This is a genomic window from Promicromonospora sp. Marseille-Q5078, assembly GCF_050315395.1.
Classification (GTDB): Bacteria; Actinomycetota; Actinomycetes; order Actinomycetales; family Cellulomonadaceae; genus Isoptericola.
Window position 1 is genome coordinate 1,597,090 of record NZ_JBNPQG010000001.1, and the last position, 15,922, is coordinate 1,613,011.

The 15,922-nt window shown below is 74.4% G+C and carries 13 protein-coding genes; 5 read left to right on the forward strand and 8 right to left on the reverse strand.

Annotated elements, in window-relative coordinates; all coding sequences use genetic code 11:
* Nucleotides 1-44: 44 nt before the first annotated feature.
* Nucleotides 45-875, forward strand: coding sequence for a siderophore-interacting protein (locus ACQFYA_RS07365; protein WP_499122610.1), 831 nt, complete (start codon nt 45-47; stop codon nt 873-875).
* A gap of 27 nt (nt 876-902) precedes the next feature.
* Here the strand turns inward: ACQFYA_RS07365 and ACQFYA_RS07370 are convergent, their stop codons facing one another.
* Entirely contained in the window at nt 903-2,747 is a 1,845-nt protein-coding gene (locus tag ACQFYA_RS07370) for a phospho-sugar mutase (RefSeq protein WP_499122613.1), read from the reverse strand.
* A 32-nt stretch (nt 2,748-2,779) separates the two neighbouring features.
* Complete coding sequence (locus tag ACQFYA_RS07375; RefSeq protein WP_499122615.1) at nt 2,780-3,631, reverse strand: purine-nucleoside phosphorylase; 852 nt, start codon at nt 3,629-3,631, stop codon at nt 2,780-2,782.
* Nucleotides 3,632-3,763: 132 nt separating this feature from the next.
* On the opposite strand from ACQFYA_RS07375, the gene ACQFYA_RS07380 reads away from it, so the two are divergent.
* Nucleotides 3,764-5,209 (forward strand): NAD(P)H-quinone dehydrogenase, encoded by a 1,446-nt coding sequence (locus tag ACQFYA_RS07380; protein ID WP_499127469.1) that lies wholly within the window; start codon nt 3,764-3,766, stop codon nt 5,207-5,209.
* A gap of 21 nt (nt 5,210-5,230) precedes the next feature.
* Here the strand turns inward: ACQFYA_RS07380 and ACQFYA_RS07385 are convergent, their stop codons facing one another.
* Nucleotides 5,231-5,743 carry an NUDIX domain-containing protein gene (locus ACQFYA_RS07385; RefSeq protein WP_499122616.1) on the reverse strand — a complete coding sequence of 171 codons (513 nt, stop codon included), beginning with the start codon at nt 5,741-5,743 and terminating at the stop codon, nt 5,231-5,233.
* 86 nt (nt 5,744-5,829) lie between these two features.
* Between ACQFYA_RS07385 and ACQFYA_RS07390 the strand changes: the two genes are divergently transcribed.
* The gene (locus ACQFYA_RS07390; RefSeq protein ID WP_499122618.1) at nt 5,830-7,173 is read left to right on the forward strand and encodes an MFS transporter; all 1,344 of its coding nucleotides are present in this window, start codon (nt 5,830-5,832) and stop codon (nt 7,171-7,173) included.
* Between the two features lie 139 nt (nt 7,174-7,312).
* Here ACQFYA_RS07390 and ACQFYA_RS07395 read toward each other — a convergent pair whose 3' ends face one another.
* The 5 genes from ACQFYA_RS07395 to ACQFYA_RS07415 form a co-directional block, all read right to left on the reverse strand.
* On the reverse strand, nt 7,313-9,103 hold the full coding sequence (locus tag ACQFYA_RS07395) for an acetyl/propionyl/methylcrotonyl-CoA carboxylase subunit alpha (RefSeq protein ID WP_499122620.1): 1,791 nt from the start codon (nt 9,101-9,103) through the stop codon (nt 7,313-7,315).
* A 173-nt stretch (nt 9,104-9,276) separates the two neighbouring features.
* Complete coding sequence (locus ACQFYA_RS07400; protein WP_499122622.1) at nt 9,277-9,939, reverse strand: Maf family protein; 663 nt, start codon at nt 9,937-9,939, stop codon at nt 9,277-9,279.
* 18 nt (nt 9,940-9,957) lie between these two features.
* Nucleotides 9,958-10,884, reverse strand: a complete 927-nt coding sequence (locus ACQFYA_RS07405; protein ID WP_499122625.1) for an AEC family transporter — start codon at nt 10,882-10,884, stop codon at nt 9,958-9,960.
* Between the two features lie 24 nt (nt 10,885-10,908).
* Complete coding sequence (locus ACQFYA_RS07410; RefSeq protein ID WP_499122626.1) at nt 10,909-12,681, reverse strand: DUF885 domain-containing protein; 1,773 nt, start codon at nt 12,679-12,681, stop codon at nt 10,909-10,911.
* On the reverse strand, nt 12,650-13,696 hold the full coding sequence (locus ACQFYA_RS07415) for a LacI family DNA-binding transcriptional regulator (RefSeq protein WP_499122628.1): 1,047 nt from the start codon (nt 13,694-13,696) through the stop codon (nt 12,650-12,652). The genes ACQFYA_RS07410 and ACQFYA_RS07415 overlap by 32 nt, the downstream gene beginning before the upstream one ends.
* Before the next feature lie 247 nt (nt 13,697-13,943).
* Between ACQFYA_RS07415 and ACQFYA_RS07420 the strand changes: the two genes are divergently transcribed.
* Complete coding sequence (locus ACQFYA_RS07420) at nt 13,944-14,945, forward strand: ABC transporter permease (RefSeq protein WP_499122631.1); 1,002 nt, start codon at nt 13,944-13,946, stop codon at nt 14,943-14,945.
* Nucleotides 14,942-15,892: a carbohydrate ABC transporter permease gene (locus tag ACQFYA_RS07425; protein ID WP_499122632.1), complete on the forward strand. Its 951-nt coding sequence runs from the start codon at nt 14,942-14,944 to the stop codon at nt 15,890-15,892. Before ACQFYA_RS07420 ends, ACQFYA_RS07425 begins: the two co-directional genes overlap by 4 nt.
* Nucleotides 15,893-15,922 lie beyond the last annotated feature (30 nt).

A 15,922-nucleotide genomic window follows, 5' to 3' on the forward strand; every position in this document is an offset into this window, starting at 1 on the left:
TCACACGCGTCGGCCGCTCCGCGGGAAGTTAGGCTCGCCTCACCATGTCTGACACACAGCCTGAGACTCCCGCCGGCCCGCCGGCCCGCAAGCGCATCCCTCGGCACGCGACCGTCTCGGCCGTGCGTCGCCTCACCCCGCACCTGGTGCGGGTCACGATCGCGGGCCCCGAGCTCGCCGAGCTCGACCCCACCGGCCACACCGACAGCTACGTCAAGCTCGTGCTCGGCGAGCTGGCCGACGGCCGCCCCCTGCTGCGCGCGTACACGGTGCGCGCGGCGCGGCACACGACGCAGGGCCCGGAGTGGGACCTCGACCTGGTGGTGCACGGCGACGAGGGCGTCGGCGGGCCCTGGGCCACGCGCGTCGCGCCCGGGGAGGCCGTCACCTTCATGGGTCCCGGCGGAGGGTACGCGCCCGCGCCCCAGGCCCCGTGGCACCTGCTCGTGGGCGACGACTCGGCGCTGCCCGCGATCGCCGCGGCCCTCGAGGCGCTGCCGGCCGGCGCGGTCGCGCACGCCGTCGTCGAGGTGCCCGGCCCCGAGGACGAGCTGCCCCTGGAGACGGCGGCGGACCTCACCCTCACCTGGGTGCACCGCGGGCACGGCGGCGACGCCGGCGCGCTGGCCGCCACGGTGCGCGCCGCGCACGCCGCGGGGTCGTTCCCCGCGGGCGCGCCGGACGTGTTCCTGCACGGCGAGGCGGGCTGCGTGCGCGACCTGCGCCGCTGGGTGCGGGCCGAGCTCGAGGTGCCGCGCGAGCTGCTCTCGGCGTCGGGCTACTGGCGCCGGGGCAGCGACGACGAGGACTGGCGCGCGCGCAAGCGCGACTGGAACGCCGCCGTCGACCAGGACGACGCCGCGCTGGCCGGCTGACGCGGGAGCGTCACCGGCACCACGCCGTCACAGGCCCAGGGCCGCCCGCAGGTCCGCCTTGATCCGGTCGAGCTTGCGGTGCGCGGCGACGCGCATCCGGCCGACGTCGATCGCGGACGCGTCCGGCTCGACCGGCTCCACCACCTCGAGGTAGCACTTCACCTTCGGCTCGGTGCCGCTGGGGCGCACGACGACGCGGGTGTCGTCCGCCCCCAGCAGCACGATGCCGTCCGTGGGCGGGAGCCCGTCGATGCCGTCGGACAGGTCGAGCACCTGGGCCACGCCCGCTCCCGCGAGGGTGCGCGGCGGCGACGTGCGCAGCCGCGCCATCGTGTCGGGGATGCGGTCCAGGTCGTCGAAGCGGACGGAGAGCTGGTCGGTGACGAACAGGCCGTTCTCGCGGGCGACGTCGTCGAGGGCGTCGACCAGCGTGCGGCCCTCGGCCTTGAACCGGGCGGCGAGCAGCGCGACGAGGACCGCGGTGCTGATGCCGTCCTTGTCGCGCACGTGCGCGGGGTCGACGCAGTACCCCAGTGCCTCCTCGTAGCCGAACACCAGGCCCGGGGTGCGCGCGATCCACTTGAACCCGGTGAGGGTGGTCGCGTGCCCGACGCCGTACCGGACGGCGATGGACGACAGCAGGCGCGACGACACGACCGAGCAGGCCACGACCGGCCCCCCGGTGCCGTCGGGCGCGGGGACCTCGCCCCGGGCGATGCGCCGCACCGCCTCCCGCCCGAGCAGAGCGCCCACCTCGTCGCCGTGCAGCATCCGCCAGCCCTGGGAGCGGGCCGTCTCCGCGCCCTGGTGCGTGCCGACCGACGGGTCGTAGACGGCGACCGCGCAGCGGTCGGCGTCGGGGTCGTTCGCGATGACCAGGTCGGCGTGGGCCTCCGCGAGCGCGACCGCCATGTCGATCGCGCCGGGTTCCTCGGGGTTCGGGAACCGGACGGTGGGGAACGCGGGGTCGGGGTCGAGCTGCTCCTCCACCGGGGTGACGTGCGTGAAGCCGGCGTCGGCGAGCGCCCGCGCGAGCACGCGGCCCCCGACGCCGTGCAGGGAGGTCGTGACGACGCGTAGCGCGGCCCGCTCCTGCGGCCCGGTGGAGGTGCCCGCGCGGCCGGCGAGGTCGTGCACGGACGCCAGGTAGGCGTCGACCACGTCGCGCCCGAGGACGGTCCAGCCGGACTCCACCCGCGGGACGCCCGACGCGGGGCCCGCGTCCGCGATGCGCTCGGCGATGAGGGCGTCGTGGGGCGGGACGATCTGCGCGCCCTGCCCGGCGTCGGCCACGACGCGCCCGCCCAGGTACACCTTGTAGCCGTTGTCCCGGGCGGGGTTGTGGCTCGCGGTGACCATGACGCCCGCGTCGGCGTGCAGGTGGCGCACGGCGAACGCGAGCACCGGGGTGGGCAGCGCGGACGGCAGCAGCAGGACCTCCGCGCCGGCGGCGGTGAGCACCGCGGCGGTGTCCGTCGCGAAGGTGGAGGACCGGTCGCGGGCGTCGTACCCGACCACGACGCGCGGTGCCACGCCCGGCCTGAGGGCCGACGCGAGGTAGGCGCCGAGGCCGGCGGCCGCCGTCGTGACCACGGCGCGGTTCATCCGGTTCGGACCGGGCGCCATCGCGCCGCGCAGGCCCGCCGTGCCGAACTGGAGCGTGCCGGCGAACCGGTCGCGCAGCAGCGCCACGGCGCGGTCGCGCGTGCTCGCCCGCGGGGACGTCGCCTGCTGGGCGAGCCGCGAGAGCTCGGCCTTGTCGTCGTCGTCGACGTCGTAGCGGATCCAGCGCTCCACCCGGTCCAGCAACGCGGTCAGGTCGGTCGCCGTCGCGGCCGGCTCGAAGGCCGGGTCGTCGGTGTCCAGGCTCATGGCGGATCCCCTCGGTTCGCTGGGAGACGGCGTCACAGGGTCGTGACGATGCGGGCGAGAAGCTCGCTGATGCGCGGGCCGGCGGCCTGGCCGGCCTCCAGCACCTCCTCGTGCGAGAGCGGCTGCGGGCTGATGCCCGCGGCGAGGTTCGTCACGAGGGAGATGCCGAGCACCTCCATGCCGGCGTGCCGGGCGGCGATGGCCTCCAGCGTGGTCGACATGCCCACGAGGTCCGCGCCCATGAGGCCGGCCATCTTCACCTCGGCCGGGGTCTCGTAGTGCGGGCCGTGGAACTGCGCGTAGACGCCCTCGGGCAGCTCGGGGTCGACGGACCGGGCGACCTCGCGCAGCCGCGGCGAGTACAGGTCGGTGAGGTCGACGAACGTCGCGCCCTCGAGGGGGGACGTGCCGGTGAGGTTGATGTGGTCGCGGAGGAGCACGGGCTGGCCCGGGCGCCACGCGATGTGCAGGCCGCCGCAGCCGTTGGTGAGGACGACGGTCTCGCAGCCGGTCGCGGCGGCGGTGCGCACCCCGTGGGCCACGCGGCGCACGCCCTTGCCCTCGTACAGGTGGGTGCGGCTGCCGATCACGAGCGCGTGCCGCACCGAGCCGTCGGGGCGCTCCACGCGGATCGAGCGGGTCGTCGACCCGTGCCCCGCGACGGAGGGACGGGCGAAGCCGGGGATCTCGTGCGTCGGGATCTCGGCCACCGTGTCGCCGATCAGCTCGGCGGCGCCGCCCCAGCCGGAGCCCAGCACCAGCGCGAGGTCGTGGCCGGGCACCCCCGTGGCCTCGGCGATGTGGGCGGCCGCGGCACGCGCGACGTCGAACGGGTCGGTGGTCGGGTCGTCGAGGTCCCCGACGCTGCGGCTCGTGGTGCTCATGGTCCCGAGGGTAGTCCGGGCCGGGGCACGTCGCCGCGCCGGCGCAGGCGGCCCCCGGCCTGACACAATGGCCCCGTGCCCACCGTGAACACCCCCTCGCAGGACACTGCCCCCGACACCCCGGCCTCCGCGATCGCCGCCACCCCCGGCGTCCCGGAGACCGACCCCCGCTCCCCGCACGTGGTCGTCGTCGGCGGCGGCCCGGGCGGCTACGAGGCCGCCCTCGTGGCCCGCCGGCTCGGTGCCCGCGTCACCGTGGTGGAGCGGCAGGGCCTCGGCGGCGCCGCCGTGCTCACGGACGTGGTGCCCTCCAAGACGCTCATCGCGACCGCCGAGTGGTTCACCACCGCGGAGCAGGGCCCGGAGCTCGGGGTCCGCGGCGAGGCCCCGGCGGGGGAGCGTCGCGACCTGGTCGACCTCAAGGCGGTCAACGCCCGCGTCCTCGCCCTCGCCGACGCGCAGTCGCGGGACATCCACGCGCGCCTGGAGCGCGAGGGCGTGGACATCGTCGCCGGCGCCGGCCGCCTCGACGGGCCGTCCCGCGTCGTGGTGGAGGACGCCTCGGGGGCGACGACGGCGCTCGACGCGGACACCGTGCTGCTCGCCGTCGGCGCCACCCCGCGCACGCTGCCCACCGCCGTGCCGGACGGCGAGCGGATCCTCACGTGGACCCAGCTCTACCGGCTCACCGAGCTGCCGGAGCGACTGATCGTCGTGGGCTCCGGCGTGACCGGCGCCGAGTTCGCCGGCGCCTACCAGGCGCTGGGCTCCCAGGTCGTGCTGGTCTCCTCGCGCGACCGCGTGCTGCCCGGCGAGGACATGGACGCGGCGGAGCTGCTCGAGGGCGTCTTCCGCTCCCGTGGCATGACCGTCATGTCCCGCTCCCGCGCCGCCTCGGCGGAGCGCACCGCCGACGGCGTCGCCGTCACCCTGGCGGACGGGCGCGTCGTCGAGGGGTCGCACGTGCTCATCGCGGTCGGCGCCGTGCCGTCCACCGAGGGCCTGGGGCTCGAGGAGGCCGGCGTGCGCCTCGCGGAGAGCGGGCACGTCGAGGTCGACCGCGTGTCGCGCACCTCGGTGCCCGGCGTGTACGCCGCCGGCGACTGCACCGGCGTCCTGCCGCTGGCCTCCGTCGCCGCCATGCAGGGGCGCATCGCGATGTCGCACGCCCTCGGCGACGCCGTCGCGCCGCTCAAGCTGGGGCGCGTGGCCGCCAACATCTTCACCGCGCCCGAGATCGCGACCGTCGGCTACAGCGAGGAGAAGCTGCGGGCGACCGGGTACCGGTACGTCACGACCACCCTGCCCCTGGCGCGCAACCCGCGCGCCAAGATGCTGGGCATGCGCGACGGCTTCGTGAAGCTCTTCGCCCACCCCGACGCGGGCGTCGTGCTCGGCGGCGTCGTCGTGGCGCCCCGCGCCAGCGAGCTGATCTTCCCGATCACCCTCGCCGTGGCGCACCGGCTCACGGTGGACGACGTCGCGGACTCGTTCACCGTCTACCCGTCGCTGTCCGGTTCCGTCGCCGAGGCCGCCCGCGTGCTGCACGGGCAGTCGGGGCAGAGCGCCACCGACTGACGTCCGTCGGGGCCGGTCGCGTCAGCGGCCGGCGTCGAGCCGCGCGCGCAGCTCGGGCCAGGCCGCGGCGAACGCGGGCAGCAGCGGCAGGGTCGGCACGTCATCGACCGCGACCCACCGCACCTCGAGGCTCTCCGGGTCCGCCGCGGTCGGCTCGACGGTGGCGCCGGGGACGACGTCCGCGAGGACGGTCGTGTAGGCCCAGGGGCCGTGGTCGAGCACGTGCGTGCCGAGCACGTGCACCGTGCGCGGCTCGACCGCCGCCTCCTCGAGGCTCTCCCGCAGCGCTCCGTCCACCGGCGACTCGCCGGGCGCCAGAGCGCCGCCGGGAACGCCCCACGTGCCGCCCTGGTCCGACCACGGGGCCCGGTGCTGCAGCACGACGTCCGTCGCGCGCCCGGTCGCACCCGCGCGCCGGGCGAGCAGCAGGCCCGCCGCCCCGTACAGGCCCCAGTGCCGGTGGTCGCCGCACGCCACCCAGCCGTCCCCGGGGTGCCGGTGGAGCGTCTCACGCGGGGGAATCGGGCTGGGCACGCCGCCAGGCTACAGGCGACGATGGTCGGGTGAGCGATGAGTTCCACGGCCCCACGTCGTCTGCCCGATCCATGGAGGACGACCAGGTGACCACCGTGAGCGACGGGCCGTCCGAGCCGCTGCTCGAACAGCCGCCGGACGACGGCATGCCCGGCTGGAAGCGCAACGTCGCGATCTTCCTCACGGGCCAGACGGTCTCCCTGCTCGGGTCGATGCTCGTGCAGTTCGCCGTCATGTGGCACCTCACGATCGTCACGCAGTCCGGTTCCGTGCTCATGCTGAGCATCGTGTTCGGCATGCTGCCGCAGGCGTTCGTGTCGATCTTCGGCGGGGTCTGGGCCGACCGGCACTCCCGCAAGCTGCTCATCATCGGCGCGGACAGCGCCATCGCGACCATCACCCTGGCGCTCGCGCTCCTCATGCTCTCGGGCGTCGACGACCTGTGGCTGATCTACGTGGCGCTCGCGGTGCGCTCCACGTTCGCCGGGATCCAGACGCCCGCGGTGAACGCGCTGGTGCCGCAGATCGTGCCGGCGCCGCAGCTCATCCGCATCAACGGGATCAACCAGTCGATCCAGTCGGGGATGATGCTGCTCGCCCCCGTGCTCGCCGCGGCGATCTACGCGAGCTTCGACATCGTGGCCGTGTTCCTCGTGGACGTCGTCACCGCCGTCCTCGGCGTCGGCATGCTGCTGCTCGTGACCGTGCCCCGCCTGGTGCGCCGCGACGACCCGGGAGCCGAGGAGGCCGCCGAGGCGCCACCGGCGCGGCCGACCTACTTCGGCGACCTTGCCGCCGGCGTCCGGTACGTCCGCGGGCACGGCCCGGTGAAGTGGCTCATGACGATCTTCGCCGTCACGATGGTGCTCATCGGCGCGCCGTCCTACCTCACGCCGCTCATGGTGACCCGCACCTTCGGTGACGAGGTCTGGAAGCTCACCACCAACGAGGTGTTCTGGGCGGCGGGCATGCTCGCCGGCGGGCTCGCGATGGCGCTGGTCGGTACCCGGGTGACGAACCGGGTGGCGCTCATCGTGGGCACCACCTTCGGGGCGGGGGTGTTCACGGTGGGGCTGGGCCTGTCGACGAACATGTGGCTGTTCTTCACGCTGGGGCTGTTCGTCGGGGTCTCGTTCACCCTGATGTCCGCGCCGAGCATGGCGATCCTGCAGGAGACCGTCGAGCCCGAGATGCAGGGGCGAGTCTTCGGGTTCGTCGGCATCGTCATGACCGTCGCCATGCCGCTGAGCATGGTGGTCTTCGGCCCGCTCGCCGACCGCGTCTCCGTGCAGGTCCTGCTCGTCGTCGCCGGCACCCTGCTCGCCGCCTTCGTCGCGGCAGTACTCTCCGTACCCTCCGCCCGGCGGTCGCTCGCCGCCATCGCCCGACCGGCGAAGGCCGCCGAGCCCACCCCGGAATCCGCGAGGTAGTTCGAGGACAGCCGAGGTAGTTCGAGGACCTACCGGCGGCGAACTACCTCGCCGTGCTCGGAACTACCTCGCGGGGTTTCGAACTACCTCGCGGGATGCGGACTACCTCGCGGGATGCGGACTACCTCGCGAGGATGCGTCAGTCGACGATCTCGCAGATGGCGGCGCCAGCGGTGACGCTCGCGCCCGGGGCCGCCGACAGGGACCGCACCGTGCCCGCGCGGTGGGCCAGGAGCGGCTGCTCCATCTTCATGGCCTCGAGCACGACCACGAGGTCGCCCTCCGCGACCTGCGCCCCGTCCTCGACGGCGACCTTGACGATGGTGCCCTGCATGGGCGAGGCGAGGGTGTTCCCGCTCGCCGCGGAGGACGTGCGCGACGCGCCCCGGCGGGCGGGCCGGCGGGCAGCGCTCGCGCGGCGGGCGCGGCCCGCGGCGACGCCGAGCCCGGCGGGGAGCACGACCTCGAGGCGGCGGCCGCCGACCTCGACGACGACTCGCTCGGCGAGCTCCTCCGGGTCGTCCTCGGTGTCCGGCGCGGGGGCGGACGCAGCGGGCGCGAGGGCGCTGAGCTCGCCGGCGAAGTCGGTCTCGATCCAGCGGGTGTGGACGCGGAAGGCGTCCCCGCCGGACGGGACGAAGTCCTCCGCCTCCATGACCGCGCGGTGGAACGGCACGACCGTGGGGATGCCGGCCACCTCGAGCTCGCGCAGGGCGCGGCGGGCGCGCTGCGCCGCCTGCTCGCGCGTGGCGCCGGTGACGATCAGCTTGGCGATCATCGAGTCGAACGCGCCCGAGATCGTGTCGCCCTCGACGACGCCCGTGTCGACGCGGACGCCGGGGCCGGTGGGCCAGCGCAGCGTGGTGACCGTGCCGGGGGAGGGCAGGAAGCCCGCGGCCGGGTCCTCGCCGTTGATGCGGAACTCGAAGGAGTGCCCGCGCGCGGTCGTGGTGTCGTAGCCGAGGGGCTCGCCGGCGGCGATGCGCAGCTGCTCGCGCACCAGGTCGATGCCCGTGACCTCCTCGGTGACCGGGTGCTCCACCTGCAGGCGGGTGTTCACCTCGAGGAAGGACAGGGTGCCGTCGGTGCCGACCAAGAACTCGCAGGTGCCGGCGCCCACGTAGCCGGCCTCGCGCAGGATGGCCCGCGACGCGCGGTCGAGCTCGGCCTCCTGCTCGGGGGTGAGGTACGGCGCGGGCGCCTCCTCGACCAGCTTCTGGTGGCGGCGCTGCAGCGAGCAGTCGCGGGTCGAGACCACCACGACGTTCCCGTGCGTGTCGGCGAGGCACTGCGTCTCGACGTGCCGGGGACGGTCGAGATAGCGCTCCACGAAGCACTCGCCGCGGCCGAACGCGGCGACGGCCTCGCGCACGGCGGACTCGTACAGCTCGTCGATCTCGTCGGCGCTGCGGGCCACCTTCAGGCCGCGGCCGCCGCCGCCGAACGCCGCCTTGATCGCGATCGGCAGCCCGTGCTCGGCGGCGAACGCGTGCACCTCGTCCGCGCCCTGGACCGGGTCGGCGGTGCCGGGCACCAGCGGGGCGCCCGCGGCGTGCGCGATGTGCCGCGCGCTCACCTTGTCGCCGAGGGACTCGATCGCGGCGGGCGGCGGGCCGATCCACACGAGCCCGGCGTCGAGCACCGCCTGCGCGAACTGCGCGTTCTCCGACAGGAAGCCGTAGCCGGGGTGCACCGCGTCCGCGCCGGAGCGGCGCGCGACGTCGAGCAGCTTGTCGACGTCGAGGTAGGTGTCGGCGGCGCGCTGGCCCTGCAGCGCGAACGCCTCGTCGGAGAGCCGGACGTGCAGCGCGTCCCGGTCGGGGTCGGCGTAGACGGCGACGGACGCGATCCCGGCGTCGGTGCAGGCACGGGCGATGCGGACGGCGATCTCACCGCGGTTCGCGACGAGGACCTTGCTGATGGTGGGCACGGCTCACGGTAACGCGTGCTCCGCCGTCCTCCGGCACGCTCGGGGCGTGCGTGCCGAAGTCTGTGCCCGGTACCAACGCCGCTCGGGGCCGTTTGTCGAGATCCCACATGGACCCGTGCGGATAGGGGTGCCTGACAGGCTCCCCGTTGGTGGTTTCGACAGGCCCGGCAGCCTCAGCGCGCGTCGCGCAATCCCCGCCACGGGATCTCGAGCTCGCCGAGCAGCTCGCGCAGCAGCGGCAGGCTGAGCCCGACGACGCCGTGGTGGTCCCCCTCGATGCGCTCCACGTACGGGCCGCCGAGCCCGTCGATCGTGAACGCGCCGGCCACGTGCAGCGGCTCGCCGGTCGCGAGGTAGGCGTCGATCTCGTCGTCGTCCACGTCGGCGAAGTGGACGGTGGTCGCCGACGACGCGCCGAGCGTGGCGCCGGTGCCGCCGTCCTCGTCGTCGCGCAGGTCGACCACCCAGTGGCCGGTGTGCAGGACGGCGGCCCGACCGCGCATCGCCTGCCAGCGGCGGCGGGCGTCGGCGGCGTCGACGGGCTTGCCCACGACCTCCCCGTCGAGCTCGAGCATGGAGTCGCAGCCCAGCACGAGGGCGGACACCTCGTCCTCCACCTGCCGGCTCACGGCCTCGGCCTTGGCCTGGGCCAGCACGAGGACCGCGTCCGCGGGGTCGAGCGGGCCCTCGGCGCGCGCCCGGGCTGCGTCGAGCACCGCGGGCTCGTCGACGTCGGAGACGACCACCTGCGGCGTGACGCCGGCGGCGGCGAGCGTGGCGAGGCGGGCGGGGGACTGCGAGGCGAGGACCAGGGTGACGGGCGCGGTGAGAGGCACGCTGCGCACCCTAGCCACTCAGCCGGTGTGCAGCAGCAGGGTCGCCACGAGCAGCACGACCGGCGACGCCACCGTGGTGACCAGGATCGTGTCGCGTGCGAGCAGCTCGCCCGTACGGAACCGGGCGGCGTAGTTGTACACGTTCTGCGCGACGGGCAGCGCCGCGAGCGTCACCGCCGTCGCGACCTGCGCGTCGTCGAGGCCGAACGCGTACCGCGCCAGCACGAACGCGAGCGCCGGCATGACGACCGCCTTGAGCGCCGACGCCACCACCACCGACGTGCGGCCGCCCGGCTGCTGGAACGGGCGCGAGCCGTGCAGGGACATGCCGAAGGCGAGCAGGATCATCGGCACGGCAGCGCCGCCGAGGATCTCGAGCGGGGCGAGCACCGGCGCGGGGACGTGCCAGCCGGTCACCGAGACGACCGCGCCCGCGAGCGAACCCAGGATGATCGGGTTGCGCACCGGCTGGGCGAGCACGAACCGCACCGACACCCGGCCCGTGGTCTGCGCGTCGAGCACGAGGAGCGTGACCGGCGCCAGGATCAGCAGCTGGAGCAGGATGACGGGCACCACGGCGGCCGGGTCGCCGAGCACGTAGACCGCCACCGGCAGGCCGATGTTGTTGGCGTTGACGTACCCCGCCGACACGGCGCCGATCGTCGCCTCCGTGCCGGGGCGGCGCAGCCACAGCAGGTTGACGACGACGAACGCCGCCGCCATCGCCACGGCCGCGAGGGCCTGGACGAGCAGCGGGGCCTGGAACAGCTCCCCGATGTCCGCGTCGGCGATCACCGTGAACAGCAGGGCGGGGCTCGCGACGAAGAACCCGATGCGGTTCAGCGCGGTCCGGGCGTCGGGCCCGCCGAGGCGCAGGCGCGCCGCGACGTAGCCGACGGCGATGACGACGCCGATGATCGCGAAGCCGGTGAGGATCCCTTGCATGCGGGTGCGTGGCCGGGCGCGCCGTCAGGCGTCGCGCAGCGCGGCCTGCAGCACGTCGAGGCCGACGGAGCCGAGGCTCAGCGCCCTGGCGTGGAACGCGCGCAGGTCGAACTCCTCGCCCTGCGCCCGCGCCCCCGCGCGGGCGTCCTCGCGCGCCTGCTCCCAGAGGCGCTGGCCCACCTTGTACGACGGGGCCTGGCCGGGCCAGCCCAGATAGCGGTTGAGCTCGAACCGCACGAACGACTCGGGCATGTTGACGTTCGCCTTCAGGAACGGCCACGCCTTCTCCGCGTCCCAGACGCCGCCGCCCCACGTCGCGGGCGCCTGCTTGCCCAGGTGCACGCCGATGTCGAGCACCACGCGGGCGGCGCGCATCCGCTGGGCGTCGAGCATGCCGAAGCGGTCGCCCGGGTCGTCGAGGTGGCCGAGGTCGGCCATCAGTCGCTCGGCGTACAGGGCCCAGCCCTCGCCGTGCCCGGAGACCCAGCACATCAGGCGGCGCCACGAGTTGAGGGTGTCGCGCGCGACGACGGCGGCCGCGCACTGCAGGTGGTGGCCCGGCACGCCCTCGTGGTAGACGGTCGTCTTCTCGCGCCAGGTGTTGAACTCCGTGACGTCGGCGGGCACGGACCACCACATGCGGCCGGGCCGGGAGAAGTCGTCGCTCGGGGGCGTGTAGTAGATGCCGCCGGTCTGGGTGGGGGCGATGCGGCACTCGATGGTGCGCACCGGGCCCTCGATGTCGAAGTGCGTCCCGGCGAGGTCGTCGATCGCGGCATCGGCGGTCTCCTGCATCCAGCGGCGCAGCGCGTCGGTGCCGTGCAGGGTGCGGGCGGGGTCGGCGTCGAGGGCGGCGACGGCGTCCTCGACGCTCGCGCCCGGGCCGGCGATCTGCCGGGCCACGGACTCCTGCTCGGCGACGATGCGGGCCAGCTCGTCCAGGCCCCACTCGTACGTCTCGTCGAGGTCGACCTCGGCGCCGAGGAACTCGCGCGAGAAGCGCGCGTAGCGGTCGCGGCCGACGGCGTCCCGCTCGGGCGCCCGCGGCGCGAGGTCGCGCTCGAGGAAGTCGGCCAGGCGGGCGTAGGCGGCGCGGGCGGCGTCGGCCCCGCGCTCGAGCTCCGCCCGCACGAGGCTGCACGCCGACGAGTCGTCGAGCACCGCCGCGGCGTCCTCGCCGCGCACGAGGCCGCGGAAGAACGAGTCGGCCCCGGCGAGCTCGCGGGACTGCGAGACGCCCTCGTGCACCTGGCGGATCGCGGCGACCTGCCCGCGGCGGGCCGCCTCCGTCAGCGAGGCGACGTAGCCGTCGATCGCGTCCGGGACGGCGTTGAGGCGGGCGGCGACGTTCTCCCACGCCTCGACGGACCCGGTCGGCATGAGGTCGAAGACGTCGCGCAGCTGCTGCACGGGCGACTCGATGTTGTTGAGGGCGGCCAACGGCTCGCCCGCGTCGTGCAGCTCGAGCTGCAGCCCGACGCGCTCGCGCATGGCGGCCAGCGTGACCCGGTCGACGGCGTCGAGGGGGCCGCCGGCGCGCTCCGCCGCGTCCAGGTCGCGCAGCACCGCGCGGTCCGCGTCGGCGCGGGCCTCGTGCCCCGCGGGGGAGAGGTCCGTCATGCGGTGGTCGTGACCCGGCAGCCCGATCGACGTGGCGAGCAGGGGGTCGAGCTCGGCGAAGCGCGCGACGTACGCGTCGGCGACGGCGTCGACCGCGGAGGGGGTGCGGGGCGTGGGCTGGGTGCTCGAGGTCACACGCCGCAGCCTAGGGCGTGCCCGCGCCCGGATCCCGTCCATTCCGCGGCGGCCCTGTCGACCCGCGCCAGATGATCGTGTTGAGGACGCCCTCGGGCGGCGGCGGCTCGGGCTCGTCGCGCAGCGTCGCGACCATCCGGGCCATGGCGACCCGGCCGAGGCGGCGGTGGTCGACCTGGACGGTCGTGAGGGTGGGCTCGAGGTAGGCGCCGAGGAGGCTGTTGTCCCAGCCGGTCACGCTGAGGTCGCCGGGGATCGTCCACCCGCGCTCGCGGGCGCCCTGCACCACGCCGGCGGCGACCGGGTCGCTGGCCGCGACGACGGCCGTCGGGTGGTCGTCCTCCGCCAGGGCGCGGACCGCGGCCAGCCCGGAGGCGGGCGACCAGTCGCCCTCGTGCACCAGCGCCGGGCCCAGCCCGAGCCGCTCGATGGTCGCGACGAAGACGTCGCGGCGGCCGCGCGCGGACGCGAAGTCGAGGGCGCCCGTCACGTGCAGGAACCGTCGGTGGCCGAGGTCGGCCAGGTGCTCGACGATCTCGGCGACGGGCGACCCGTCGGCGAGCTCGCCCACGCCGCGGAAGCGGTCGTCGTAGTCGGCCGACGCGACGATCGCGGCGCGCGCGGGCACCGAGTGCTCGGACGCGGGCGGCAGCGGCGCGAGGGCGAGGACGCCCTCGACCTGGCCGGAGTCCGCGAGCTCGAGCACGCGGTCGAAGCGCTCCGAGGCCGTGCCCTCCACGCTGAACGCCTCGATCGTGTAGCCGTGCTCGTGGGCGACCTCCATCACGCCGCCGAGGATCTGGGGCGGGCCGTAGGTCGCGACGGCGGGGAGCAGCACCGCGACCCGGCCGCTGAGCCGCGTGCGCATGGACCGGGCGGTGAGGTTGGGGCGGTAGTCGAGCTCGGCGACGGCGCGGCTGACCCGTTCGACCGTCTCGGGCCGCATGCGGGGGTCGTTCCGCAGGTAGCGCGAGACGGTCTGGTGGGAGACCCCGGCCGCCCTGGCGACCTCCCAGATCGTCGCGCGCCGGTCCCGCCTCGCTCGCTGCTCCGTCATGCCACGTCCTTGCTGGTCTCCGCGCCGCCCTCGGTGCGACGCCCGGCCATTCTGGCACGCCCGCCCGCGCGTCGACCGGGACGAGGTGGTTGCGGTGTGATCGATCACCTTCTACGGTGACGCCGGAAGTGATCGATCACTTGTGCACCGGCGCACCCCGCGGGACGACGCGGTTCCCGATGCCCGCTCGACGACGAGAGGACCGACCCATGGCACCACCCCCACCCCTCCGGCAGCGGGGGGACGGATGACCGCGCTCGAGGAGGCCCGGACGCGACGCGGCGCCGGGCCCGAGGACGCGACCCCGACCGGCGACGGGCCGCCCCTGGCGCGCCCGCCTCTCCCGTGGTGGCGCCGGATGGCCCGCGACCGCGCCGTGCTGCTGCTGGCGCTGCCCGCGATGGTCGTCATCATCGTGTTCCAGTACCTGGCGCTCGGCGGCAACGTCATCGCGTTCCAGGACTACCAGCCGTACCTCGGCATCGGGCGCAGCCTGTGGGTGGGGCTCGAGAACTTCTCGATCCTGTTCAACGGGGACCCGGAGTTCCTCAACGCGCTGCGCAACACGCTGATCATCACCCTGCTGCAGACGGTCATCGTCTTCCCGGCGCCGATCGTGCTGGCGCTTTTGCTGCACAGCCTGGTCTCGAACCGGGTGCGGCAGTGGGTGCAGTCGGTGCTGTACCTGCCGCACTTCCTGTCCTGGGTGATCGTGGTCGCGGTCTTCCAGCAGGTGCTCGGCGGGGCCGGCCTGATCAACAACTTCCTGCGCGCGCACGGCTGGCAGCCGATCGACGTCATCGGCAACTCCGACGCGTTCTACGGCCTCATCACGTCGCAGGTCATCTGGAAGGACACCGGCTGGGCGACGATCCTCTTCCTCGCGGTGCTCGCCGGCATCGACAAGTCGCTGTACGAGGCCTCGGCCGTCGACGGCGCCACCCGTTGGCGCCAGACCTGGCACATCACGCTGCCGGGCATGCGGCCGATCATCATCATGCTGCTCATCCTCAAGCTCGGGGACTCCCTCAGCGTCGGCTTCGAGCAGCTCCTCCTCCAGCAGGACGCGGTGGGGCTGGGCGTGTCCCAGGTGCTGGACACCTACGTCTACAACCAGGGCGTCGTCGGCGGGTACTGGGGTGTCGCCGCCGCCGTCGGCCTCGTCAAGGGCGTGATCGGCCTGGTGCTGGTGCTCGTCGCGAACAAGGTCGCCCACATGTTCGGCGAGGAAGGGGTCTATCGCGCATGACCATCACCCGAGAGCCCGCAGCCCGCGGCCCTGTCGCCCCGGCGCCGGTCAAGCGCCGGCGCGCCGTCGTCGACGGGGTGGCCATGCCCGGCCCCGTCGAGCGCACCGCCAAGGGCATCATCCTGACCGTCGCGTGCGCGCTGGTGATCCTGCCGTTCGTCGGCATCGTCTCCACCAGCCTCGCGACGCCCGAGCAGGTGACGGAGGCGGGCGGCTTCGTCCTCCTGCCCACCGGGATCGACCTCAGCGCGTACCGCATGATCTTCGCCGGGGGCGTCGTCACGCAGGCGCTGTGGGTCAGCGTCTTCGTCACCGTCGTCGGCACCGCGATCAGCCTCGCCCTCACCACCACCCTGGGCTGGGCGCTCAGCCGCCGCGGCGCTTTCGGCGTCCGGGGGATGCTGCTGCTGGTGCTGGTCAGCCTGCTCTTCAACCCGGGCATGATCCCCAGCTACCTGGTGGTGCAGCGGCTCGGGCTCCTGGACAGCCTGTGGGCGCTGATCATCCCGACGTCGGTGTCGGCCTTCAACGTGGTCGTCGTGCGGGCGTTCTTCGTGCAGCTCCCGCACGAGATCATCGACAGCGCCCGCATCGACGGGGCCACCGAATGGCAGCTCTTCCGCCGCATCGGCCTGCCGCTGTCGAAGCCCGTGCTCGCCGTGGTCGGGCTGTTCTACGGCGTCGGCTACTGGAACGCCTTCTTCAGCGCGCTGCTCTACCTGTCCGACTCGAGCAAGTGGCCGTTGCAGCTCGTGCTGCGCACCTACGTCGTCGACGGGTCCCAGCTCGGCTCGCAGGACCTGGGCATCGACGCCGCGTCCCTGCCTCCCCAGACCTCCCTGCAGATGGCGATCCTCGTGGTCTCCGTCGTGCCGGTGCTGCTGGTCTACCCGTTCCTGCAGCGCCACTTCGCCAAGGGGATGCTTACCGGCGCCGTCAAGGGCTGACCGTGCCGGCCGTGCCCACAGGGACCTGTT

Coding starts and splice junctions, on each gene's coding strand:
- ACQFYA_RS07420 (WP_499122631.1), top strand. CDS start 13,944: ATGACCGCGCTCGAGGAGGCCCGGACGCGACGCGGCGCCGGGCCCGAG.
- ACQFYA_RS07370 (WP_499122613.1), bottom strand. CDS start 2,747: ATGAGCCTGGACACCGACGACCCGGCCTTCGAGCCGGCCGCGACGGCG.
- ACQFYA_RS07425 (WP_499122632.1), top strand. CDS start 14,942: ATGACCATCACCCGAGAGCCCGCAGCCCGCGGCCCTGTCGCCCCGGCG.
- ACQFYA_RS07410 (WP_499122626.1), bottom strand. CDS start 12,681: ATGGACGGGATCCGGGCGCGGGCACGCCCTAGGCTGCGGCGTGTGACC.
- ACQFYA_RS07415 (WP_499122628.1), bottom strand. CDS start 13,696: ATGACGGAGCAGCGAGCGAGGCGGGACCGGCGCGCGACGATCTGGGAG.
- ACQFYA_RS07375 (WP_499122615.1), bottom strand. CDS start 3,631: ATGAGCACCACGAGCCGCAGCGTCGGGGACCTCGACGACCCGACCACC.
- ACQFYA_RS07405 (WP_499122625.1), bottom strand. CDS start 10,884: ATGCAAGGGATCCTCACCGGCTTCGCGATCATCGGCGTCGTCATCGCC.
- ACQFYA_RS07365 (WP_499122610.1), top strand. CDS start 45: ATGTCTGACACACAGCCTGAGACTCCCGCCGGCCCGCCGGCCCGCAAG.